This is a genomic window from Marinobacter sp. NSM, assembly GCF_052380025.1.
Taxonomy (GTDB): Bacteria; Pseudomonadota; Gammaproteobacteria; order Pseudomonadales; family Oleiphilaceae; genus Marinobacter.
On the sequence record NZ_JBQTCK010000005.1, the window covers coordinates 214537 to 237087 of the forward strand.

Below are 22551 nucleotides of genomic sequence, written 5' to 3' on the forward strand. Positions count from 1 at the left end.
ATTGATCTGCTTTGGTCGGTATCACAGAAGCATGTGAAACCAGGTGCATATCCGCGACCCACGACAACCACCGCCATGCAACTGTACGAAAACACCGGTACAATTACGCCAACGAAATTAACGATTACTCCCGAGCTTATCGTCAATCACAACTAAGCCGACCTTAGTGGGTCGAGACTATCCTTAGGCGATACATTCAATGTATCTAATCGGCGGGCACTCTATTGGGCACTTGCAATGCATTTGAGCTGCAGAACGGTTTTTATTGATGGACCAAGCGTCTCAGCGTAGGCGCCAACTTTACACGCAACTCTAGATTGAATACTATGAGTAACAATGGGACTTTGAATGGGGGAGAATGTGAAAGCGATTGACCTTTTCTGTGGCTGTGGGGGTATGTCGGCTGGGCTGAGAGATGCCGGTTTCAACCTTCTAGCCGGGGTTGATATAGAGCCCAAATACATCCGTACTTTCACGGAAAATTTCCCGGAGAGCCGTTCCATATGTGCAGACGTGAGCTCGATTGACATCCTGGATCTGCTTGAACAGTTTAACCTAAAGCAGGGGGAACTTGATCTCATAGCTGGAGGTCCACCATGTCAGGGTTTTTCCAAAAATGTGCCCAGGTCACGGCGTGCCATAGATAGCGACAACAACAAACTCGTCAATGCGTTTTTGGATCAATGCGAAAAGGCCCTCCCACGCTGGATTCTTATGGAGAATGTAGCGGAGATGAGAAATGGCTTTGATCAATACTACACTCAAGCTGTTGTGGAACGCTTGGAAGCCGCAGGATATAAAGTCATTCACGGCGTCCACAATGCCGCTGACTTTGGCGTGCCCCAACGAAGGCGACGGGCCTTCTTCATGGCTAGACGAGATGGGATTCAGCCAATAGAGCCGCGACCAACTCACTCGAAAGAAGAACTTGTCGACCTTTTTTGTGAGACGAAGTCTCATATCACGGTTTGGGATGCAATCAGTGACCTTCGCTCTCTGGAACACGGTGAAGATGCTGAAACAGATACTTATGTATCGCCACCTCAAAACGAATATCAAAGATTGATTCGTAACGGCTGCACTCATACTTTCAATCACATTGCACGGCGGTTAAAGCCGTTACAGTTGCAGAGAATTCAATCACTCGAACCTGGGCAAGGCATCAAAGATCTTCCACCTGAACTTCGCCCCAAGGGAGGGTATAGCGGTGCCTATGGGAGGCTTACCAAAGATATGATCATGCCGACTATCACCCGCTGGGTCTTTCATCCGGGGTCAGGTCGCTGGGGTCACCCTAAAGATTATCGCCTGATCACCATTCGTGAGGCTGCTCGCCTTCACGGCTTCAAAGACTGTTTCAAATTCGTGGGCTCATACAATGATCAGGCCGGGCAAATAGGCAACGCTGTTCCCCCGCTCCTTGCAAAGATCATGGGCGAAGCGTTTTTAACAACTAACTCGCATCCTTCAGAAGTTGCATCAACTCGTCTTGTGAAAGGCGAGTTTCTGGAAACCTAAAAACAACGTGGTGGTCATCCGTCGCCTTTGGCCACCACTCACTTTCTCCGCTAAAGTGCAATTGGTTCTCACCCAAGCCGTGCCAAGCGAACCATTTTTTACCTGTCTTTACGTGGGTTCCATGAAGTGCTGGCAACTGCTCTTTGCTTCCCTTTTTCGTCTTCTTCGGGGTAGACCAATGCCATGTGAAGTCGTCTTCAAAGAACACTCTCGGGTCGTCCGCGGTGCAGAGCAGTCTCTCGTAATATGTGATTCTTCCATCACTGTGCACAACAAGTCGAGAAAACCCTATCTCGTCAAGCGCATACTTCTGAATACTATGTTCTGCATGTTCGTTGCAGAACCGAATAATCCTGTTTCCTAAGTCTTGAAGTGCGTCAACGCTTTTACGTGACTCTTCAATAAGTCGGGCAGATCCAGCGATTTTTGCGCGCTTCCAAGTGACGGGTGTAGTGTCCTTCGTTGACTTAATTTGCCAACCAACTTTGTCAGCCGCAGAAATAACATCAACAAAGTCATACGTATTTAGAACAGTTGCGCCTCGAACACTCCCAATTACGTTTTCTAAGAGAGTACCTGGCACACTGTCCCCAGAAAACGGCAATTTAAGATAGCCAATCAACGCCTTCGAAATTTCTGTACGAGCAGCCGCACTCGAGAAAATCTTACTCATCATCCACACCCTCGATTAAAGAACTAACCGTCATGTCGAGAGCACAGGCAATAACAAAGATCGTAGTGAGCGTAGGGTTCCGTGCACCCCGCTCCAAGGAACTAATATAGGTTCGATGCAACCCCGAGATTTCCGCAAGCTGCTCTTGGGAAAGTCCCCTGTTTTTCCTGATTTTTTGAAGCCTGGCCCCAAACTTTTTGACGATATCCATGGGCATGACTATCGACGCATCGAACACTATGAGTCTACAGACTATGAGTAACGTTAATTCAGCGCGTCGAATCTTTGCCGAACTCCGCCGTTACACCAGCTGCCTCCCTTCAATTTTGGACTGCTCGGAATGTCCGCAAGTTCTCCGAGTCGGGCTTCTGCGGTGGACCAGAAAGCCAATCTCCAGTTAACCCTATCGCTAAAACTCATTGCAGAGGTCACCGAGGTCTAGGAGAGTTATACGGAGAGGCCAAGATTCACAATGGATCGCCCTCACCTAGGAATAGCCTAACGGTCTAATCCACATGAGAAATTCAATAACTTTGGCACCAACTGCATAGGGGACAGGGGGGGAGTCCACGGCTGTTAGCTAGCTCAGTGGGTGCTCAGAAATTTCTAATAAAATATTCATCGTATGGTGCATTGCGCGGGGAGCTGGATCGGAATCAAATTAATGCTTATATTACAGCAGTGTGTAGGCACTGAAGCTAGTACACACGGACAAACGGAGATATCTTAAGCCATTGATTCTAAAGTAACTTACTTGATGGAGTAACAGTCCTCTCCTCGGCACCATCACTTTCCCCAAGTGATGTAGATCAGAAACTTAATCTAGAATCAACGACTCAACACTCTCTTTTGCACACAGATATTTTGCTGTGGGTATAAGAATGACCGCAGCCCATAGACCGTCGAATAGTGGAAACTACTTTATTCGGAAAAATATACTAGGCACTGTGCTCCATCACCAAGAAGCTGCTTTAAAGTTGGCGACTTCGGGAGGCCTGTAGTAAAGCCGCCCGAGTATAAAGTGTCTCCGAAATCCAACACTCGTCGCAATTAAGAAAACAAGATGCCTATTCTGGCTCAGCTGAGGATGGGCCCCATCAATGCAGGTGTCAGCGTCGATCAGCTTTTGGTTGCACTCGATAACCAACGTTTTTCCGGCCATAAGCTAGCTGCGTTGCTTCTGGACCAGTTTTTCATTTTGCAAATAAGTAATGACCTCCGCCCTGAATTCTCTCTCAAAGGTCAGGCTGTGCCGGGTTAAGTGAATTGTTCGCTACAGGCCCGTCCCAGCCGATCGTGAACGGCCAGCCATTGGCTTTCCCGGGGCGGAAGCTCAATCACGATCCGATCGACGTTTGCCTTGTCCATGGAGTGCATGGCGGTGTACAGCATGCGAGCGTACTCATTTGGATCAGCACTGAGCATGATGGATTCGGATGCCCGTTCGCCCGGTGGCGACTGCCACCAGATAACGCCAATCTTTTCGCCTGCCGGCGTGACGTCTGGCAGAAGCCCGGTGAACCGATCCGTAGCCACGCCAACGGTAGGTGTGACCGGCTGATAGTGGCGCTTTACGCTCCCCGGCACGGCCTGACTGGCGCTTTTGCCTGGCGCGAGCGTGATGCCCAGGCAGGCTTCGATATCACGCTGTGCGATCTGCCCGGGCCTGGCAATGACTGGCGTATCGCCGGTCAGATCGATAATGGTGGACTCGATGCCTACCGAACAGTCCCCTCCGTCCAGTACCGCCTCGATTTTGCCGGACAGGCCTGCGAGGACATGCTCTGCGGTTGTAGGACTGATCCTGCCATAGGGATTGGCGGACGGAGCAACCAGATCCCGCCCAAGCTTCTCCATGGTCGCTAGCGTGGCCGGGTGCGCCGGCATTCTTACCGCCACGCCCGGATTGCCGCCGGTAATGAAATCGCTGATGCCTCTTTTCTTTGGCAGTAGCAGCGTTAATGGGCCCGGCCAGAATTCCTTGATCAACTGCATGGCGGTTTCCGGGATATGGTCTACCCAGAGCCGGACCCTGTCCACTGAGGCAACATGCACGATCAGGGGATGTCCGACCGGGCGCTGCTTTGCTTCAAAAACTTTTCTGACCGACTGTTCGTTGCTGGCATCGGCCGCCAGTCCGTACACAGTTTCCGTGGGCACGGCGACAAGGTGGCCGGCGAGGAGCAGGTCAGCTGCTTTCTCAATGTGAGCAGATTTTGTTGCGTCTAACTTGATGGTTGCGGGCATAGGGTCTCAGGGATTACAGGTTGGGCAAAAATCGGGTTCGGTTGTCACGGCCTCCACGGGGCGTGATTCTTTGTAGTCGCATGCTTGGCAGGACCAGACATAAGTTCTGGGTCGGCTTGTAGGTGTATCGCACGCACTGCACGGTAGTCCTCTTTCAAAATCGGTTATCCAGAAGCCGGGCAGAACACAACTGGGACACAAGCTTGCCATTTTGGCTCGGAGGTTTTCTGCAGCAAGGCCAATGTTGGCCATTCTACCTGGAGAATGATGTGCGCGAAGGTCGTATTCGACGAAAACCTGTCCAGACGCCGAGTTGCCTCGAAGCGCTCTGAACCGGGCATTGATTTCATGCTGGTGATGCAGTCCCTTGTGAATGTCCGGGTGCCCTGCATGCTCGGGCCGCATTACCAGCCCCTGACCCGTGGGGCAGCGATCCATAAACCTCTTCAGTTCTTCAGCAGAACTTATGGAGGCCTGTTCAAGGCCAAACGGCGCCGCGTGTTCTCCGTAAAGAGTTAGGCCGTGTTTCTGGTCAAACAAGCACACAATCTCCAGATTGATGCAGAAAAAACCACCGCCAAAGGCTCCTTCGCTGCCGAGGCCAATACGATTTTCGCCCTGCTCCGAAGCGATTTTCGCTTTCTCGAGCGCAGTCTCCCGTTGACCGGCGAAACGCTCTATTTCTCGGGTAAAGGTCCCGAGGCGATCGGTGTCGAAGCTGCTGTCGCAGGTTACTGTTAACCCCAGCTGTTCCAGTGGCCGCGCAATGGCGGGTAACTTGCCATGCCGGGTTAGCAGGATCGCTGAACGGGCGTTCCAGTGCGACATCAAAAATAGCCTTCACGTTTTTTCCGTTCCATGGAGGCTGTTTGATCCTTGTCCAACAGACGACCGTCACGCTCACTTGTCCGTACCGACATCATTTCCAATACAATATCTGAGGCCGTCGTCGCGGTGCTCTCGACGGCACCTGTCTGCGGGTAGCATCCAAGCGTTCGGAATCTGATGGTTCGTGTTTCGAGCGAAGCCTCTTCAGAAGGCGTTAGATGAGGCAGCATTCGGTCGTCATCAAGAGCCAGGATGGTTCCTGTGTCGTCGTCCAACCAGCTCAGGCGTGGGGAAGAATAGTACAGGGGCACTATCTCAATGTTTTCCCGAAGGATATACATCCATATGTCGAGCTCAGTCCAGTTTGAAAGAGGGAAGACTCGAACTGATTCGCCCTTGTTGATCTTGGTGTTGTAGATGGCCCAGGGTTCTGGACGTTGATTCTTTGGGTCCCACTGCTGGGATTCGTCTCTCACGGAGAAGATGCGCTCTTTGGCTCGTGATCTTTCCTCGTCCCGTCGAGCGCCGCCCAGTGCTGCATCGAATCGATAATGGGCAAGCGCTTGCTTCAAAGCCTGAGTTTTCATTTGGTCGTTATATACGACAGAACCGGATCGGATCGGGTGGACGCCAGCATCTAGCGCCTCTCTGTTAATCCATACCCGTAGGTCAAGGTTGAGCTTTTCCACCAAGGCGTCCCGGAACCGCCCCATCTCGGCGAATTCCCAGGTTGTATCTATATGCAGCAGGGTGAACGGCACGTTGCCGGGCCAAAAGGCCTTCCGCGCAAGGTGCAACATGACTGTTGAATCCTTGCCGATGGAGTAGAACATGCAGGGCTTTTCGAAGCATGCGGCCACTTCCCGCATGATATGAATCGCTTCTGCTTCAAGATGTTCCAGATGGGTCAGCACGTTTTGTCACCCCGCTCCGTCAGCCAACTTTTGCGCCGGTTTCCCACTGATTCCGGCAAAACCGTTCGATCAATGTTTGCTCGTCATCGATCCGGAACAGATATAACCACTCATTATCGATCAGTTCCTTCACCACTTTGTGCTTTGTCGCTATCTCAGCAATGGCTTCTTTGGGGGCAGCAATGTAGACGCTCAGACGGAGTGGTTCGTGCATCCAGCGTTGGCCGTCGTGTACTGACTGTAGTGGCAGCCCGATGCGCAAATCGCCGCCGTTGCCCTCGAAAACGCCCAGGTGGCCGCCAACCACGTTATGCAGGACCTTGTTTCCGCTGCCGTAATGAAAGTTATCGGTAACGGACATGAAGTACTGCAGGTTGATCCAGTGGGTGACCACCATGGGCGCGGTCATGATCAGCTCGAGGATTCCGAAGCCCTCGTCCTCGCGCCAACGGTAGTCGTGGAGGAAGCTGCGCCCCCCCAGATCCAGGTGTCGTGTAGCTGAGCGAGGCGCCACGATAAAGCTGGCGTTCCCGGCTAGCCCCCATTCGGGGCGAACTTCGGACCAGTCCTGGCTGCGTTTTCTGATGGCGCTGTCGACGTCATTTTCGGTCTCGATTCCAAGACGAACCGCTCGTTCACGGCGTGCCTGGGCACCGGCCCTGGCCAGGAAATGCCGGATGTCGTCGGGAACGTCACCGGCGCACTCTATCTCGTCGGTGGTGGTGTTATGCAGTGCTCCCACGAAACGGGTTTCCGACGGGATGGAAATTCCCTGTTCAGCCAGGACCGCGCGTACCTCGGTGTCGTTGAGTATGCCGGCGAGCACACGAACATTCACTGAGCCGGTCTGCCCGCCGCAGGCGCCGCAGTCAAGGCCAGCGGCGTGGGGGTTGTTACGGGTGCTACTGCCGTGCCCGACCAGCAGTACGGTGGGCGCAAACTCATGAGTCAGGGTCATGGCCCGGAGAATGCCGCCAGCCAGTTCTGCTTTCTCTTCCGCCCCCAGCAGGGCGCCATTCTGACGGATCTCGAACTCGGTATGTCCTTGATGGAGTTGGTCAACCGGGTTAGCCGAGGATTTGCCAAAAAAGGTCTTGCGCACCATGCGTCCCAGGCCCGCCAGCCCCATGCTCTCGATAAAGCTGAAGCTGGCCGGCCCCGCGTTGGAAAACTGGGACCAGTGGGAATGGTTGGCCAGTGACTGCCGACTGAAGCGTCCAGACGGCTCGGCCTCTGTGACCTCTAGCGCGGGCGCCAGCAAACCCGGTAGTTGGGGCCGGGAAAACCCAGTGCCTTCGGGGCGGTACGAAATCGGTAGCCCGAAGAAACCCGCAAACCCAAGAGTCTGGATCGCGGAGTCCTGGGCTTCCAGCGCACGGCGAAAAACCTCCGAGCGAACATCAATGCAGAAGGCGGCCTGAAGTTTGGGTGGCTGGTCGTCCGTCGAATGCTTTTCAGGTTTTGACAGGAGTTTATCGGCCAGCTGTGACTGGTAGGCCGTCTCGGCTTCTGTAAGCTGGCGCCACCCCATGGTCTGGGATTTTTCATGGATCTCCAGCATTTCGGGCCAGGTGTCCCACTGTTGAAGCCAACCCCGTTTCAGCTCGGCGAAGATGGCGCCGCCAATGTGTTGAACATGCCGCCAGATGGCCAGTTCCCAGGCCAGCCGGATGGCTAACAGGCCCGGCAGTAAATCTTCCTCGCTGCCACGTAGTCTTGCCTGCCAGCGTAGGTAGGCGGCCCAGGATGACCATCCGTTGATATCCAGCAAGAGCGCGTGGGCATAGTCCGCCGTGTAGGAAGGCTCTGCCGCGAGGGCGTTGAAGGCGTCTGTGATCAGCTTATCGTGCTGATCGGGCAGGACCTGAAATTGGGAAGGCAATGATGGTTCTTCCATGACGATGGCAATGCCACGGTCCGCCCGGGTCATTTCCAGCCAGCTTTGATACAGATCCTGGGCATCCGCCCTGAAATCTCCCGCATCCAGGCGCTGGAAGTAGTCTCCGCAGAACTGACTGATCTGGTGAATAACCTCGTCCTGCCAGCCTACGTGATGGGCGGTATCGCGGTTGCGATCCAGTTGGGCGCTGAGATTCTGCCAGTGCTCCGGCATGCTGGCAGTTTTGGCCGGGACAGCACCATCGCCCTGGTGTAAAAGCGCGGCCTGATTCTGACAGCAGGTGCCGTTGAGTGCCGCCATGCGTGAGGCTACCTTGGTAAACGGCAGATCCCGCATTTCCCAGAACGGGTTAACCGCGATCATCTGATCCAGCGGCCAGGACGGCGCAATCCGATTGCAGGCATCGGTGACGGCTTCCTGCCAATCCGGCGTGTCGGTGTTTGCTTCGGTGGTGGCATCAAAATCGGACGCTAACATTACACGGACTCCCTGGAACCAGAAGTTGAGGACACGCTGACCACGGCCCGGGGCCGCACAACATCGGGCAGTTTCGCCGGCCAGATTTTCAGGGTCAGGCGCGTGGACCACTCATCGAGATAGCCTGCGGCAAACAGGAATCGGTAAAGCCTGGCGCCGGCGGGTGAGAAACGGTGGTAGCGAATCTGGTAGTAGCCGCGCACGAGCAGGGCGATCAGGATAGCGACGAAACCCACGGCTACCAGTCCTGCCTGGCTATCCGGTGGCGTCAGCACCAGACTGAAGAAGGTTTTCTGAAGCCAGTACAGAGCCCAGAAAACGGCACCAAGAATCAAGCCTCTGCCAAGGGTGAAAACGCCACCGCCCGCAGCTAGGAATTCTGAAAGCAAAATCGTCAACGCGATGCCAGGCACGACCCATGAAAAAAGATCTGCCGGTCTTGCCTCGCTGGCCAGGAAGATGGTCGGCAGTATGAACAGGGCCGAAAAACAAACAGCGGTCAGCCATTGCCCAGGGCCGGGCTGGTTGATTTCAACCAGACGTTTTTTCATCGACAGCTCGACCGTGTTGCCCGCGTTAAGGAAGGTGTGTGCCTTGTAGGCGGAATGGGCCACGAGGTGCAGGAGCGCCAGCTCGTAAAGGCCTAGAGCGCACTCAACCAGCATCCAGCCCATTTGGGCGCAGGTTGACCAGGCCAGCCTCACCTTGATGGAGATGCGCGTCATCATGACGAGGCTGGCAAACACAGCAGTAGGTCCCGCCACCAACAATAAAAGCCATTGGGCAGCGCTTGCCTGGACAATCAGCGGCGCCATCAGAATCATCAGGAAGCCGCCAAGGTTAACAACGCCAGCGTGAAGCAGCGCAGACACCGGGGTGGGTGATTCCACCACCTGGATCAACCATCCGTGGAAAGGCATCTGGGCGCATTTAAAGAGGGCAGCCGCTGCCATCAGGATCGCAGCAATTTGCGCTGTGGCGGGCAGTTCTGATGAAGCGGATACCTGGGCCAGGATCCGATCAATAAATGGTGTGTCGTACTGGACATAAAGCAGGAGGAACGCCAGTGCCAGGCAGAACTCCGCAATTCGCGCAAAGATGAATTTTTTGTGCGCGGCCAGGGCGGCGCGTGGGCGATCAGGAAAGAACATCAGCAACTGGTGCAGGCTTGCGCTGATGGCAATCCAGCTAACTAGAAACACCAGCAAATGATTGGTGATGGCGATCATGGAAACGCTGGCAAGGATCCCCTGAAGCCAAATCATGAAGCGGCGCTGGCCCGGTTCCCCTGCAAGATACCTCTCCGAGAAACGTCCCAGCACCATTCCCAGCAAAGTGGTCAGCAGCAACATGATCGACGCCAGAGGCGCTTGACTGAACCAGACGCCATCGACCGGCCACCACCAACTTCCGATTGCAGCGGCCACAGCAGATACAAAGGCAAGCTTGAAGGTCAATGACCGTGCGAGAAGGCTGTTCTGGTTGGTTGCCAATCCGGTCGCGATTGCCCCAACACCGAAAAGCAGCGGTACCAGCAGTGAGAACGAGAATTCGATCGCCTGAACATCGAGCATGCGCGGACCTCGGGATCAGAAGTATTTAGTCCGCGTAGTATCCAAGGCTTTTGCTGCAAACAAAAATATATATATCTTATTAGATTGTTCGATATTAAAGAACGGACTAGGCGATTTACAAACACACTGCAAGACAGCCATCGCAACCACTTTGATGACCATGTGACGATCGTGCCTCCGCTGTCGCTGTGGATCCCTCTGATGGATGACAGTATGATCTGAGTCACCTCTGCCCATGCAGGCTCAGGGCGAGATAACCAAGCTTAACAACCGCTGGCTGACAGTTTCAAAAATCGGCACATAAGACGTGTGGGGAAAGGACTACGGCAGCTTTGAATCGTCCGACACCTCAGAACTGCTCCTTTGCAAAGAACACCACCGCTTCGCACAAAAAAGCCGCTCACTGGGCACAATGAGCTTTTTCGAAATGTTCACCGCAACTGGATAAAGCTCAATTGAAGGTCAAGACAGAAAGCAAGTGGGCGCCAAAGTAGCGCCCACTTGTTTTCATTCAACAGATCTTCTCAAATCCTACCCGTTTAGGGCAGCGGCGCTGCAATCAACGCCAACCAACCCTATCAAAGATCTTAACCGCTTCCGGATTGTTGGTACCCAGTACACTGACATTAATGTCATCAATGTTCAGGTTACCCCAGGAATCCAGCACCGGGTTCTTCAGAACACCCTCTACTGCCGGGTACTCGTGGTTGCTCTCGGCGAAGATCTGCTGGGCCGTATCGGAAGCCAGGAACTCCAGGAACCGCACCGCGTTGTCTTTGTTCGGTGCAGTGGCTACGACGCCCGCACCGCCGATGTTGGCGTGCACGCCACGGCCGTCCTGGTTCGGGAAGATGATGCCGACTTCACGGGCCACTTCACGATCAGCAACATCGTCGGAGTTCAGCAGACGGGCATAGTAGTAGTGGTTGCCCACCGCCAGGTTACATTCACCGGCAGCTACAGCACGAATCTGATCGGTGTCACCACCCTGGGGATCACGAGCCATATTGTCGACAACAGCCTGGGCCAATTCCTGTGCCCCCTCTTCACCGTGGTGCTCGACCAGGCTGGCCAGCAGAGACTGGTTGTAGATGTTGCTGGATGAACGGATGCAGATTTCGCCCTTGAACTCGGGCTTCGCCAGATCTTCGTACTGGCTGATCTGGGCCGGATCGAAATCAGAGCGATCGTAGTAGATCACACGCAGGCGCTGACTGAAACCAAACCAGTGGCCCTCAGGGTGACGCAGGGTATCCGGCAGTCGGCTGTTCAGGGTTTCAGAATTGACCGGCTGGAAAATGCCTTCCTGGTCGGCACGCCAGAGGTTGCCCGCATCGACTGTGATCAGGATATCCGCCGGGCTGGCGACGCCCTCGCGCTTGATCCGCTGGATCAGTGCATCCGACTTGCCTTCGATCAGGTTAACCTTGATGCCGGTTTCCTGGGTGAAAGCATTGTAAATGGCCTGGTCGGAATCATAGTGGCGTGCGGAGTACAGATTCACTTCGCTCGCAGATACACTGGTTGCCGCGAGGGTGGTTGCCAATATAGAAGCTGCCAATTTCGCTTTATAAGATACCACGGGTTCAATCTCCTTGGTTGTTGAGCGTTATTAAAGGTGATAACGATTTATATTTACGACGATTAGACCCAACTTCTTTGTGGAAGTCAATAAATAGGAATCAGTCGCTTTTACGTATTCAATACACAATTAGATGCAAGAAGATTACAATCTCATTTTCACCACAGTTTGTACCGGAAGGTTGGATTGGCAACATGAGCATTTATCAGCAAAGCCTCACCTACAACGACCAACTTGAAAACGGTCTGTCGGGCCCGTCACTCATGCTTGACCGGGTGCATTGCCAGTTTCATGGCGCTAGCGTTGTCAGAGACATCAACCTCCACTTGGAGGCGGGCGAGGTGGTGTGTCTGCTCGGGCCATCGGGTTGTGGTAAAACGACCCTTTTACGGATCGCAGCAGGGCTTCAGGTACCTTCCAGTGGCAAGGTGTTTCTGGGTCGGTCGCTGGTCTCGGCCCCCGGTGGCGTACAGGTGCCACCTGAGAAACGCAACGTGGGCCTGGCCTTCCAGGAATCTGCACTTTTCCCGCACCTGACTGTGCTTGAAAACGTCTGCTTTGGCATCAGCACTCTACCCAAGAAGCAGAAACAATCCAGAGCGCTGGATCTGTTGGAACGCCTGGGCATGGCGGATGCCGCCAATGTTTACCCACATACACTGTCGGGTGGCCAACAGCAAAGGGTCGCCTTGGCCAGAGCTCTTGCGCCGTCTCCCAGGGTGATGCTGCTGGATGAGCCCTTTTCCAGCCTCGATGCCCGCCTGCGTGATCAGATCCGCGACGACACCTTGCATGTGCTAAAAGAGCTGAACACGGCGACCCTGCTGGTCACCCACGATCCCGAGGAAGCCATGTTCATGGCGGATCGAATCGCCCTGATGCGCGATGGCGAGATTGTGCAAACTGGCTCGCCTACAGAACTCTACTGCAACCCGGCCGAGCCGTTCGTGGTGAATTTCTTCGGTCAGGTGAATGAACACGTCGGAATTGTGCATGACGGCCAGGTAGCGACGCCTCTGGGCCGACTGGACGCGTCACGATTCGACGAAGGCGCGAATATCAGGGTTCTGATACGACCTGAGGCGGTCAGAGTGACGCCCCTGGAGGGGAAGGTCGCTGAAGATCGCACCAGCCATGTCATTATGTCCCGCCTGCTGGGGCCGACCAGCCTGTTGCATATTTGCGCCCATGGACCAGACGGTCAGGAGATGCACCTGCACGCCAAAGTGCCGGGGGTGTTTCTGCCAGAGGAGGGTCAGGCAGTCTCCCTTGAGCTGGACATGTTCCAGGTTTTCCTGTTTGAGGCAGAAACCTGGCGTTAAACCCGGTCATTGCCCGGACGAGATCGGCGCATCGCCAGGCTGAGAATCACCACAGGAATGATGCCCACGGCAACAATGGCTAGAGAGGACATGGCGGATTCTGCCAGCCGCTCGTCAGAGGCCAGGCTGTATGCACGCACCGCCAGCGTGTCAAAGTTGAATGGCCTGAGAATGATGGTGGCCGGCAGTTCCTTCATCACATCCACGAACACCAGAATACCTGCTGCCAGCAGACTGCTGCGCATGATTGGCGTGTGCACCTTGCGCAGAGTCCCACCTGCTGTTTGGCCCAGCGTGCGGGCCGCTGCGTCCATGGACGGCGTCACTTTCCCGAGACTGGCCTCGACGGTGTTGAACGACACCGCCAGGAAACGCACGGTATAGGCATAGATCAGGACAAATGCACTACCACTGAGTACCAATCCCACCATAAAGCCAAAGCTATCCCGGAGAAAAAGATTCAACTGCTGGTCTGCCCAGGCCAGGGGGATCATGATGCCAACCGCAACAACCGACCCCGGGATGGCATAGCCCATGGCTGCAATCCGATTGGCGCCCCTGACCCAAGGACTGGGATTCAGGCGTGCACCATAGCTCAGCATAACTGCAAGACCAACGGCCACCAGCGCCGCGCTCGATGCCAGGATGAAGCTGTTGAACGCGAACTCCAGGAAGCGAGTACCGAAAAGGGCATCGCCGGTGGTAATGGCCATTTCCAAGAGGATCAGCGCTGGCACAATGAACCCGATCAGAATTGGCAGGAAGCACACCAGAAAAGCCAGGGCGGCCTGTCCGGATTTGAGCGAATACTCCGGCAGAGCCTGGTAGCGCGCCGAGGTATGGTATTGCTTGCCCCCGCGGGAAACCCTTTCAAGAACCACAACCAATACCACGAACACCAGCAGACAGGCCGCCAGCTGCGCAGCCGCCACCGGCTCACCCAGACCAAACCAGGTGCGATAGATGCCGGTCGTGAAGGTATCCACACCAAAGAACTGGACCGCCCCGAACTCGTTCAGCGTTTCCATTAGTACCAGTGAGACCCCGCCGATAATGGCGGGACGCGACAGCGGCAGGGCAATGCGTTTGAACATTCGCCAGGGGCCGAGGCCCAGAGTTCGGCCGACATCAAGCGCGCTTACCGACTGCTCCATGAAAGAGGCCCGGGCAAGCAGGTAAACATAGGGATAGAGCACCATGGTAATCAGCAGGGATGCGCCACCCAACGATCGAATATCCGGAAAATAGTAGTCGCCAAACTCCCAGCCAAACCAGTCACGCAGCGTACTCTGTAATGGCCCTGCGAACTGCAGGAAATCGGTGTAGGCGTAAGCTATGACGTAAGTCGGTACAGCAAGGGGTAGTAAAAGTGCCCACTCGAACAGACGCCTGCCGGGAAAACGGCACATCACCACCAGCCAGGCACAGGAGGTGCCGATCAAGGTGGTGCCAATAGCCACCGACAGGCTCAGAATCACCGTGTTGCTCAGATATCTGCCGAGCACGGTACTAACCAGGTGTTGCCAGACCCCGCCGGACGGGAAAAACACGTGGGCTAATATAACCAGAACTGGCAGAGCAACCAGCAACGCAATCAGGAAGGTACTGACCGTCCAGGCGCTGAAACGGCGGGCGCGATGACCGGCCGCACGGGCTCCGGTACCGGAGCCTGTCAAACCGCTTGTTTGCGATGTCGTATAATTAGCCATACAGCCTACGAAGAGCAGATAAGTTTGCGAAGTATAAGCGATACAATGGCACTATGAAAAATAACGAACCGGCAATCACGGACCTGACAATGCTATACCGGTGCGCGTTTGATCATACTCTACAACCGGTGCATGTTTAATTAGAGTCTGGACTTACGCCGGTCCATCAGAATCCCCTCGCCTATCATCGAACTTACCCGGCACCACCTCCAATCAATGGCCAACCCCGACATGGCAATCAGGACAGCTGTGTAATAGAAGCGCTGAGGTCAAAAAGCGATGACTGGTATTTGCTTCAGTTCGAGAGCGAATCGCCGAGACTTTGTCGAGCTACCCAGAACCAGAGTATGGTCGTCAACCAGATAGGGAACCTGCCTCTTGCCACCGAGCTTACTGAGTTCGTCCCTAAAGCTTTCTGTCACTTTGGGCAGGGTTTGATCAGCACAGATAGATCCAACACTACCAAGACTTCACTAACCGAACGAAATTATTGCCAGCCTCCATATAATAAGACTCCAGCCAGTGCTCTGACTGGGCAGTTTAAACCTCCGCAGATATCCCGCGCCATCCACGAGTGGTAGAGAGCAAGGTCGATTTATGTAGCAACACTAATCAGCATGCTGACCTTTTAATCTGTCTGTGCTCCATGCTTTTGAAACGAACCGACTGTCTTGCGCTTTCCTGGCCAGGGAGGTAATCAGCAGACAAACAGGCGCTATGCAACGCTCTCGGTAGACCGCACCTCGAGTGAGGCCAGGTCAGCCAGCCTGAAAATAATAATGCAACATATTGGTGGGCACTTTATTCACTGAGCTTTCCACCAACGTGGTGCCTAAAGCAAATGTTCGCTTTCAGTTATGATCGGGGGGGGGCAACTGGACCTATTCGGAGGCTGAACGCGTTAATAGTGAAATAATAAAAAAGCTCATTCATGTCTGATGCACTAACGTTCTGGCGAATCTGGACTCCTGAGCCCTGCCCCCTCGCCTAACCTCGGAAGCCACAACCCGACGAGCTCAAATCACTCCGCCAGCAACCCCAACAGGTAATCCGACAAGGTCTGATACTGATAATCTAACCTGGCATAGGCGTTTCTCGGCGCATTCTGGAACCGGGCACCACAACCGGCCACGGTTGTCGCATCCATCAGGTACGCCGTCTGGATCAAGTTTGGCAGGTCGGGGTTCAGGCTGTCGGCATCCAGCCGGGGGTAGTAGAGCGACCATTGGAAGGCGCCATCACCGGGGCTGACCCCATCGAGATTAGCCGTTGCCGTGTCCAGGAACGGCAGTTTCAGCAATCGCTTTATGGCCAGTCCGTCCACGTCACGGGCGTCGTACTCATAGGCTCGGGGCCCGAAGTTGTTGGCGGCCTCTGTATTGCCGGCGTAGTCAAACGGGAATAGCCGGGTGACATAGGGTGCCGCCTCATCAACCGGTGTTCGGTCGGTATCTTCAGGTTCGCAGGCCTCATCGGGCGTGGTGAAACTGAGTTCTGCTTCCGTCACCTCCTCCGCCAGTACCCGGTAACCGGTCACCCAATCCGGCGCATCTGCCTCCAGCTCTTCCGATGGCGAGTTGGCCGCCAGTGTCGTGAAGGTTCGCCGCTCAACTCCCGCACTCCCTTGGCGCTCAACCAACTCTACTCCGGCATCATCCTGGGTCCAGCTCCAGGACAGTTCCGGCGTTCCGTCCAGCTCTGAGCTTTCCGGAGAAACCGCCAGGGTTTGCTCGTGGCAGCTGGTTACGGTATCGAAGTACGCTTGCTGATTGTCCCAATCGAAGACTATTCGCTCGTGGATAGCCTCGCCCTCTTCCTCATAGCGCTGTCGACTTTGGCGGGAGAGAGAGGCCGACGGCAGCCACTGGGTCTTCAACTGCGCCATATAACCGTTCACCTGGATCAGGCGGGTGACCTCAGGCATGGAAGGCACCAGGCACCCACGACTGGACACGGAAAGCAGTTGCCCGTCTTCGGTGTAATCAAAAACCAGTTCCGCAGATATCTCGAGATCGGAGGTACCCGTGGGCAGATCCTGCCCCCGCCTGGAATACGCAGATACCTGCAGGCGGGTCAAGAGCATCGGATTGGCCAACCCCACTGGCACGTTGGGCAATGCCAGTGAATCGGTGTCCAGATTCTCATAATTGCCTGCTGCAGCCGCATCAACGATGGCAATAACATCGCCCGCGTTCTGCACCAGGGAATAGCCCAACAGGAAAACGGCATCCTTACTCAGTTGCCGCTCGGTACCGTCACTGCCGGGGCGCGAGAGCACTTCATTGTAACTATCCGGAATCTGGCTGGCCATGAAGCGAGCCAAGGCTCTGGCGTAAGCGTGGGCGCGATGATCACCGGCAACGATATAGTCCTGCCAGAGGTTCAGGCCATCCAGATCTGCTAACTGGCTTTCATTGACCGGGCTCAGGCTATTGCGGCGGGCGGCGTCGGCGCGGAACCGGGCCAGTGTGGTCAGTGGTGTCACGTTACGGATGCCGGGGCCGGCCGACATCAGGTAAGCCTGCTGAATTACCACGTCACCGCGGGAGGTTTCCTCCAGGGTTTTGCCGGGAATGGCCAGGGCGTACAGCGGGTAATGCCTGGGGTCCAGATTAGGCCCAACGGATGGGTCCACGCTGAGTGCCGAGATATTGATGGAGAACCTGCCGCCCGGGCCACTCATGGCCGTGGGCTCACCTTCGTCGAGAATCACAACTGCGCCGTTGGCCAACTCCACTTCCAGCGGGCCCGGGGTGAATTGGCCATCACCATCAATATCCAGCCAGACTCGGGCATTGTTGAGGTAACCGTCAATCACGCGCCCCTGATATGGCGCAGGCTCGCTGTAATCAACCCCATCGAAATCTCGCCCGTCAACGGGCAAGCGATCGGATTCTTCACCGCAGCCGGCGATAACAAGAGACAGCAAAGGAACAGTAAGGGTGATCAGGCGTTTCATCGCGGCAACCATTTATCTTTATTAGTGCCGCTACTTTAGGAGATGTGATCGGTACAGACCTTGACAGGCTTGGCAAATTGTAAAGTTTGGTAACAGGCAAGCCCCGGAATGTGCCGGGGCTTGCACTTACAGGGCTCCGATCAGAACGACCGGGCCACGATTTCCTTCATGATTTCGTTGGTGCCGGCGTAGATGCGCTGAACCCGCGAGTCTGCCCAGGCCCGGGCGATCGGGTATTCCCACATGTAGCCGTAACCGCCGTGCAGCTGCACGCATTCGTCCATCACCTTGCACTGGAGGTCGGTGGTGTGCTGCTTGAGCATGGCAGCGGTGGGAATGTCCAGCTTCTTGTCCAGGTGCAGTTCCAGGCAGCGGTCGGTAAACACGCGGGCGGCGGTGATTTCGGCTTTCAGTTCCGCCAGTTTGAAGCGGGTGTTCTGGAACGCGATAACCGGCTTACCGAAGGCCTTGCGCTCTTTAACGTAATCCAGGGTCCATTGCCAAGCGGCTTCTGCGGCGGCTACGGCGGTCAGCGCCACCTGCAAGCGCTCCGCCGGCAACTCCTGCATCAGCTGGAAGAAACCCTGTCCTTCCATGGCGCCCAGCAGGTTGTCTGCCGGTACTTTTACATCCTGGAAGAACAGCTCGGAGGTATCCTGGGCCTTCATGCCCACCTTGTTCAGGTTCTGACCTTTCTCGAAGCCTTCCCAGGCGGTTTCCACCAGCAAAAGGCTGGTGCCCTTGGCGCCTTCCTTGGGGTCGGTCTTGGCGACAACGATCACCAGGTCCGCCAGCTGGCCGTTGGTAATAAAGGTTTTGGAGCCGTTCAGAATGTAGTGGTCGCCCTGGCGAATCGCGGTGGTTTTTACGCCCTGGAGGTCAGAGCCCGCGCCCGGCTCGGTCATGGCGATGGCGGTAATCATTTCACCAGAGGCCATTTTGGGCAGGTACTTCTGTTTCTGCGCTTCTGAACCGTAGTTCAGAATGTAGGGTGCAACGATATCGGAGTGCAGGCCCCATCCGATGCCAGACAAACCGGCCCGGGAGATTTCTTCCATAATCACCGCGGAATATCGGAAATCGGCGCCAACACCGCCAAACTCTTCCGGCAGCATCGGGCACAGGAAGCCCAGCTCGCCCGCCTTCCGCCAAAGCTCGCGGCTGACCTGGCCGTCTTTTTCCCATTGTTCGTGATAAGGCGCGGCTTCCTGCTCCAGGAATTTGCGGACGGAGTCCCGGAAGCCTTCCAGATCGGCGTCGAAAAGAGTACGTGGAATCATGCTGAACCTCGGTGAACGGGTTGGTTTATCGTTGTGTTCAGCAAGTCTGTGGCGGGGCGGGTTTTCGCTCAATGGTGAAAACCATCAATCGCTTTGGCCAAAACCATCGCCCCGGACGGGCGCGGATCGTCAGTCCGCGCTCTCGCCCCAACGGGGTACCAGGGTTTGCGGCAGGTCCAGGTGGTCCAGAATCCGCGCCACCATGAAGTCCACCAGGTCATCCAATGATTGGGGGTTGTGGTAGAACCCGGGGCTGGCGGGCATGATTACCGCGCCCATGCGGGTGAGCTTAAGCATATTCTCCAGGTGAACCTCGGAATACGGTGTTTCCCGCAACACCAGGATCAGCTTGCGGCGCTCTTTCAGCGCCACATCGCCGGCTCGCTCGATCAGGTTGTTGCTGGCGCCGGTAGACAGCGCCGACAGGGTGCCTGTGCTGCACGGGCAGACAACCAGCGGGGCCTTTTCTCCAGAGCCGGAAGCTGGTGGCGAGAACCACTCTTCCCGGCCAAACACCTGCACCTGCCCCGGCTTTGCCTTGGTATAGTCCGTGAACGCCTCAACCATGGCCGGCTTGGAACCCGGCAGCCGGAACTCTGTCTCGGTGGCGATTACCACCTGGGCAGCCTTGCTCACCATCACATTCACCCGGCAGCCATTGGCCACCAGGCATTGCAGCAGTCGCAGCCCATACTGGGCACCAGAGGCACCGGTAAAGGCCAGATTGATGACCGGCGGGTTATCAGCCACGACGTTTCTCCAGTTCGGCAACCAGTTTGCGATGAATACCACCAAAGCCGCCATTGCTCATAACCACAATGTGGCAGGTTTCAGGTAGTTGTTCCACGGCGCGGGCAATCAAGGCTTCAACCGATGCTTCCACCCAATGGTGATCCAGTTCACCATGTTCAGCACGCCAGCCTTCGACCAGCTCTGGCAGCCAGGTCATATCGCTGAGGTTACCCCAGAGGACCCGGTCAGCAGCGGCGGCACTGGGAATCAGGGTTTGCTGGTGCACCCCTTGCTTCATGGTGTTGGAACGGGGTTCGATGATCGCCAGTATCGGTTCATCCCCCACCCGGTTGCGCAAGCCCTCCAGAGTCAGGGCGATGGCCGTGGGATGATGAGCGAAATCGTCATACACACGCACACCGCCTACTTCGCCCACCAGTTCCATGCGCCGTTTCACGCCGGAGAACCGGCACAGGGCCGCCACTGCATGGTCCGGGGTGACACCCACATGGCGGGCAGCGGCGATGGCCGAGAGCGCATTGCGCACATTGTGCATGCCGGTGAGGTTCCATTTCAGGGTGGCGACTGGTTGCTCGTGGTGAATCACCATGAACCGGCTGCCATCCTCCGCCAGCAGTTCAGCGCGCCAGTCTGCGGTGCGGCTGATCTCGCTGCCGATGGCGGTATCCTGCACCGGGCTCCAGCAGCCCATGTCGAGGGCATTATCCAGGTGCTTGTCGACCGCCGGGCGGATAATCAGCCCTTGGGAGGGTACGGTACGCACCAAGTGGTGGAACTGGCGTTCAATGGCTTCCACGCTGTCAAAGATATCAGCGTGGTCGTATTCCAGATTGTTCAGAATCAGGGTGTTCGGGCGGTAATGGATGAACTTGGAACGCTTGTCGAAAAACGCACTGTCGTATTCATCCGCCTCAATCACGAAAAAGTCACTGGTACCGAGGCGCGCCGAAACCGGGAAATCCTGGGGCACGCCACCTACCAGGTAACCGGCATCAAACCCGGCCTGGTCCAGAATCCACAACAGCATAGCGGTGGTGGTGGTTTTGCCATGGGTGCCGGCGACCGCCATCACCCAGCGATGGCGGAGCACTTCACGGGCCAGCCACTCGGGGCCAGACATGTAATCAATGCCCCGGTTGAGCACCGCCTCCACTTCCGGATTACCCCGGGACATGGCATTGCCGATCAGCACCAGATCTGGCCTGGGCTCAAGGTTGTCGGCACGGTACCCTTGCATCAACTCAATGCCCTGAGCCTCAAGCTGGGTACTCATGGGCGGGTAAACACCCTGATCGGAGCCGGTCACGGTATGGCCAAGCTCTCTGGCGATAACCGCCAGGCTACCCATAAAGGTGCCGCAGATGCCCAGAATGTGTATGTGCATTAACGTGTTGCCTCCGGTTTGAAACCTGCCAAGCCTCTACCATACTTTCTGCGGGGTCAAGAGCCGGTATGTGCTCATGAAAAACCGCCGTGTTTGGCGTATCATCTGCGCCATCGTTGAACCAGCAGGAGGCCTTAGCCCGAGATGGCTATCAAGAACGCATTTTATGCCCAGTCTGGCGGGGTTACCGCCGTTATCAATGCCAGCGCCTGTGGCGTTATCCAGACCGCACGCAAGCACACGGATAAAATAGGCAAGGTGTTTGCCGGTCGTAACGGCATTATCGGTGCCCTGAAAGAAGAGCTGATCGACACCAGCCTGGAATCAGACGACGCCATTGCGGCGCTGCTTCACACCCCGGGCGGCGCCTTTGGCTCCTGCCGCTACAAACTGAAGAATATCTCCGAGAACCAGCGCGAGTACGAGCGGCTGATCGAAGTCTTCCGCGCCCACAACATCGGCTACTTCTTTTACAACGGTGGCGGCGACTCTCAGGATACGGCGTACAAGGTCTCACAGATTGGTGAAAAAATGGGTTATCCGATCACCTGCATTGGTGTGCCCAAAACTGTCGATAACGATCTGCCGTTCACCGACTGCTGCCCGGGCTTCGGTTCGGTGGCCAAGTACATTGCCACCTCTACCCTGGAAGCCAGCCTGGATATCAAATCCATGTGCGAAACCTCCACCAAGGTGTTCATCCTGGAAGTAATGGGCCGGCACGCGGGCTGGATTGCAGCGTCCGGTGGCTTGGCCGGCCAGGGTGAAGGCCAGCCACCGCACATCATTCTGTTCCCCGAAATTCCGTTCAACCGGGAGAAGTTCCTGGAGCGAGTCGACCAGTGTGTGAAAGATTACGGCTACTGCGTGGTGGTCGCTTCTGAGGGGGCCCAGTACGAAGACGGCCGCTTTGTGGCCGACGCCGGTGCCAAGGATGCCTTTGGCCATACCCAGCTGGGCGGTGTTGCTCCGGCACTGGCCAACATGGTCAAACAGGCCCTGGGACACAAGTACCACTGGGCCGTTGCTGACTACCTGCAGCGGGCCGCCCGGCACATTGCCTCGGCCACCGATGTGGAGCAAGCCTATACCGTAGGCAAGGCCGCCGTGGAAATGGCAATAGCAGGCAAACAGGCGCTGATGCCGACCATTGTTCGCGAGCAGGCCAAGCCCTACCGCTGGAGCATTGGTGAGGCCAACCTGAGCGAAGTAGCCAACCAGGAAAAGAAAATGCCAATCCACTACATCACTGATGATGGCTTTGGCATTACCCAGGATTGCCGGGACTACCTGCAGCCGTTGATCGAGGGCGAGAGCTTCCCGCCATTCGAGAATGGTCTGCCCAAGGTTGCGCACCTGAAAAACCAGCTGGTCGAGAAGAAGCTGAGGACTGAGTTCAAGCTCTGATCTGGTCGTCATGAAAAAGCCCGG

General features: G+C 55.9%; 18 protein-coding genes. 5 read left to right on the forward strand and 13 right to left on the reverse strand.

From position 1 onward, the window contains the following. The first annotated feature begins 360 nt into the window (after positions 1 to 360). Positions 361 to 1518, forward strand: coding sequence for a DNA cytosine methyltransferase (locus ACTZWX_RS12950; RefSeq protein WP_444714281.1), 1158 nt, complete (start codon positions 361 to 363; stop codon positions 1516 to 1518). On the opposite strand, the gene ACTZWX_RS12955 is transcribed toward ACTZWX_RS12950, so the two are convergent. Together ACTZWX_RS12955 and ACTZWX_RS12960 are read right to left on the reverse strand one after the other, a co-directional pair. Continuing rightward, the gene (locus ACTZWX_RS12955; RefSeq protein WP_444714282.1) at positions 1454 to 2191 is read right to left on the reverse strand and encodes a hypothetical protein; all 738 of its coding nucleotides are present in this window, start codon (positions 2189 to 2191) and stop codon (positions 1454 to 1456) included. The genes ACTZWX_RS12950 and ACTZWX_RS12955 overlap by 65 nt on opposite strands. Further along, a complete protein-coding gene (locus tag ACTZWX_RS12960; protein WP_444714283.1) occupies positions 2184 to 2408 on the reverse strand; it encodes a helix-turn-helix domain-containing protein in 225 nt (74 codons plus the stop codon). The genes ACTZWX_RS12955 and ACTZWX_RS12960 overlap by 8 nt, the downstream gene beginning before the upstream one ends. Positions 2409 to 3254: 846 nt before the next feature. Here ACTZWX_RS12960 and ACTZWX_RS12965 point away from each other — a divergent pair. After that, positions 3255 to 3452, forward strand: coding sequence for a hypothetical protein (locus tag ACTZWX_RS12965; RefSeq protein WP_058092241.1), 198 nt, complete (start codon positions 3255 to 3257; stop codon positions 3450 to 3452). Here the strand turns inward: ACTZWX_RS12965 and ACTZWX_RS12970 are convergent. Further along, positions 3449 to 4438, reverse strand: coding sequence for an L-threonylcarbamoyladenylate synthase (locus ACTZWX_RS12970; protein WP_444714284.1), 990 nt, complete (start codon positions 4436 to 4438; stop codon positions 3449 to 3451). The genes ACTZWX_RS12965 and ACTZWX_RS12970 overlap by 4 nt on opposite strands. A gap of 6 nt (positions 4439 to 4444) precedes the next feature. Next, positions 4445 to 5044 carry a DUF6671 family protein gene (locus ACTZWX_RS12975; RefSeq protein WP_444714349.1) on the reverse strand — a complete coding sequence of 200 codons (600 nt, stop codon included), beginning with the start codon at positions 5042 to 5044 and terminating at the stop codon, positions 4445 to 4447. On the opposite strand from ACTZWX_RS12975, the gene ACTZWX_RS12980 reads away from it, so the two are divergent. After that, positions 4961 to 5179, forward strand: a complete 219-nt coding sequence (locus ACTZWX_RS12980; RefSeq protein WP_444714351.1) for a hypothetical protein — start codon at positions 4961 to 4963, stop codon at positions 5177 to 5179. The two genes, ACTZWX_RS12975 and ACTZWX_RS12980, sit on opposite strands and share 84 nt — an antisense overlap. Positions 5180 to 5265: 86 nt before the next feature. Here ACTZWX_RS12980 and cysD read toward each other — a convergent pair whose 3' ends face one another. From cysD to ACTZWX_RS13000, 4 genes are all read right to left on the reverse strand, one after another. Next, entirely contained in the window at positions 5266 to 6180 is a 915-nt protein-coding gene (cysD, locus tag ACTZWX_RS12985) for a sulfate adenylyltransferase subunit CysD (RefSeq protein ID WP_444714285.1), read from the reverse strand. Positions 6181 to 6199: 19 nt separating this feature from the next. Then, on the reverse strand, positions 6200 to 8557 hold the full coding sequence (locus ACTZWX_RS12990; RefSeq protein WP_444714286.1) for a YbcC family protein: 2358 nt from the start codon (positions 8555 to 8557) through the stop codon (positions 6200 to 6202). After that, the gene (locus ACTZWX_RS12995) at positions 8557 to 10131 is read right to left on the reverse strand and encodes an NADH-quinone oxidoreductase subunit L (protein ID WP_444714287.1); all 1575 of its coding nucleotides are present in this window, start codon (positions 10129 to 10131) and stop codon (positions 8557 to 8559) included. Before ACTZWX_RS12995 ends, ACTZWX_RS12990 begins: the two co-directional genes overlap by 1 nt. A 559-nt stretch (positions 10132 to 10690) precedes the next feature. Further along, positions 10691 to 11713, reverse strand: coding sequence for a Fe(3+) ABC transporter substrate-binding protein (locus ACTZWX_RS13000; RefSeq protein ID WP_444714288.1), 1023 nt, complete (start codon positions 11711 to 11713; stop codon positions 10691 to 10693). Positions 11714 to 11907: 194 nt separating this feature from the next. On the opposite strand from ACTZWX_RS13000, the gene ACTZWX_RS13005 reads away from it, so the two are divergent. Next, on the forward strand, positions 11908 to 13035 hold the full coding sequence (locus tag ACTZWX_RS13005) for an ABC transporter ATP-binding protein (RefSeq protein WP_444714289.1): 1128 nt from the start codon (positions 11908 to 11910) through the stop codon (positions 13033 to 13035). Here the strand turns inward: ACTZWX_RS13005 and ACTZWX_RS13010 are convergent. The 5 genes from ACTZWX_RS13010 to mpl all read right to left on the reverse strand — a co-directional run bounded on the left by ACTZWX_RS13010 (position 13032) and on the right by mpl (position 21120). Next, positions 13032 to 14711 (reverse strand): ABC transporter permease, encoded by a 1680-nt coding sequence (locus tag ACTZWX_RS13010; RefSeq protein ID WP_444714290.1) that lies wholly within the window; start codon positions 14709 to 14711, stop codon positions 13032 to 13034. The genes ACTZWX_RS13005 and ACTZWX_RS13010 overlap by 4 nt on opposite strands. 1054 nt (positions 14712 to 15765) lie before the next feature. Beyond that, positions 15766 to 17703: a hypothetical protein gene (locus ACTZWX_RS13015; RefSeq protein WP_444714291.1), complete on the reverse strand. Its 1938-nt coding sequence runs from the start codon at positions 17701 to 17703 to the stop codon at positions 15766 to 15768. Positions 17704 to 17843: 140 nt separating this feature from the next. Then, positions 17844 to 18983 carry an acyl-CoA dehydrogenase family protein gene (locus ACTZWX_RS13020; protein ID WP_444714292.1) on the reverse strand — a complete coding sequence of 380 codons (1140 nt, stop codon included), beginning with the start codon at positions 18981 to 18983 and terminating at the stop codon, positions 17844 to 17846. Positions 18984 to 19112: 129 nt separating this feature from the next. Next, positions 19113 to 19733 carry a flavin prenyltransferase UbiX gene (locus ACTZWX_RS13025; protein ID WP_444714293.1) on the reverse strand — a complete coding sequence of 207 codons (621 nt, stop codon included), beginning with the start codon at positions 19731 to 19733 and terminating at the stop codon, positions 19113 to 19115. Further along, positions 19726 to 21120 (reverse strand): UDP-N-acetylmuramate:L-alanyl-gamma-D-glutamyl-meso-diaminopimelate ligase, encoded by a 1395-nt coding sequence (gene mpl / locus ACTZWX_RS13030; RefSeq protein WP_444714294.1) that lies wholly within the window; start codon positions 21118 to 21120, stop codon positions 19726 to 19728. The genes ACTZWX_RS13025 and mpl overlap by 8 nt, the downstream gene beginning before the upstream one ends. A 144-nt stretch (positions 21121 to 21264) precedes the next feature. Here mpl and ACTZWX_RS13035 point away from each other — a divergent pair, with 144 nt between their 5' ends. After that, positions 21265 to 22527: a 6-phosphofructokinase gene (locus tag ACTZWX_RS13035; RefSeq protein WP_444714295.1), complete on the forward strand. Its 1263-nt coding sequence runs from the start codon at positions 21265 to 21267 to the stop codon at positions 22525 to 22527. Positions 22528 to 22551: the final 24 nt, after the last annotated feature.

Bases quoted from the DNA above. Each gene is read 5' to 3' on its own strand.
- ACTZWX_RS12955 (WP_444714282.1), bottom strand. From the start codon at position 2,191: ATGAGTAAGATTTTCTCGAGTGCGGCTGCTCGTACAGAAATTTCGAAG.
- ACTZWX_RS12960 (WP_444714283.1), bottom strand. From the start codon at position 2,408: ATGCCCATGGATATCGTCAAAAAGTTTGGGGCCAGGCTTCAAAAAATC.
- ACTZWX_RS12965 (WP_058092241.1), top strand. From the start codon at position 3,255: ATGCCTATTCTGGCTCAGCTGAGGATGGGCCCCATCAATGCAGGTGTC.
- ACTZWX_RS12970 (WP_444714284.1), bottom strand. From the start codon at position 4,438: ATGCCCGCAACCATCAAGTTAGACGCAACAAAATCTGCTCACATTGAG.
- ACTZWX_RS12990 (WP_444714286.1), bottom strand. From the start codon at position 8,557: ATGTTAGCGTCCGATTTTGATGCCACCACCGAAGCAAACACCGACACG.
- ACTZWX_RS12995 (WP_444714287.1), bottom strand. From the start codon at position 10,131: ATGCTCGATGTTCAGGCGATCGAATTCTCGTTCTCACTGCTGGTACCG.
- ACTZWX_RS13005 (WP_444714289.1), top strand. From the start codon at position 11,908: ATGAGCATTTATCAGCAAAGCCTCACCTACAACGACCAACTTGAAAAC.
- ACTZWX_RS13015 (WP_444714291.1), bottom strand. From the start codon at position 17,703: ATGAAACGCCTGATCACCCTTACTGTTCCTTTGCTGTCTCTTGTTATC.
- ACTZWX_RS13020 (WP_444714292.1), bottom strand. From the start codon at position 18,983: ATGATTCCACGTACTCTTTTCGACGCCGATCTGGAAGGCTTCCGGGAC.
- mpl (WP_444714294.1), bottom strand. From the start codon at position 21,120: ATGCACATACACATTCTGGGCATCTGCGGCACCTTTATGGGTAGCCTG.
- ACTZWX_RS13035 (WP_444714295.1), top strand. From the start codon at position 21,265: ATGGCTATCAAGAACGCATTTTATGCCCAGTCTGGCGGGGTTACCGCC.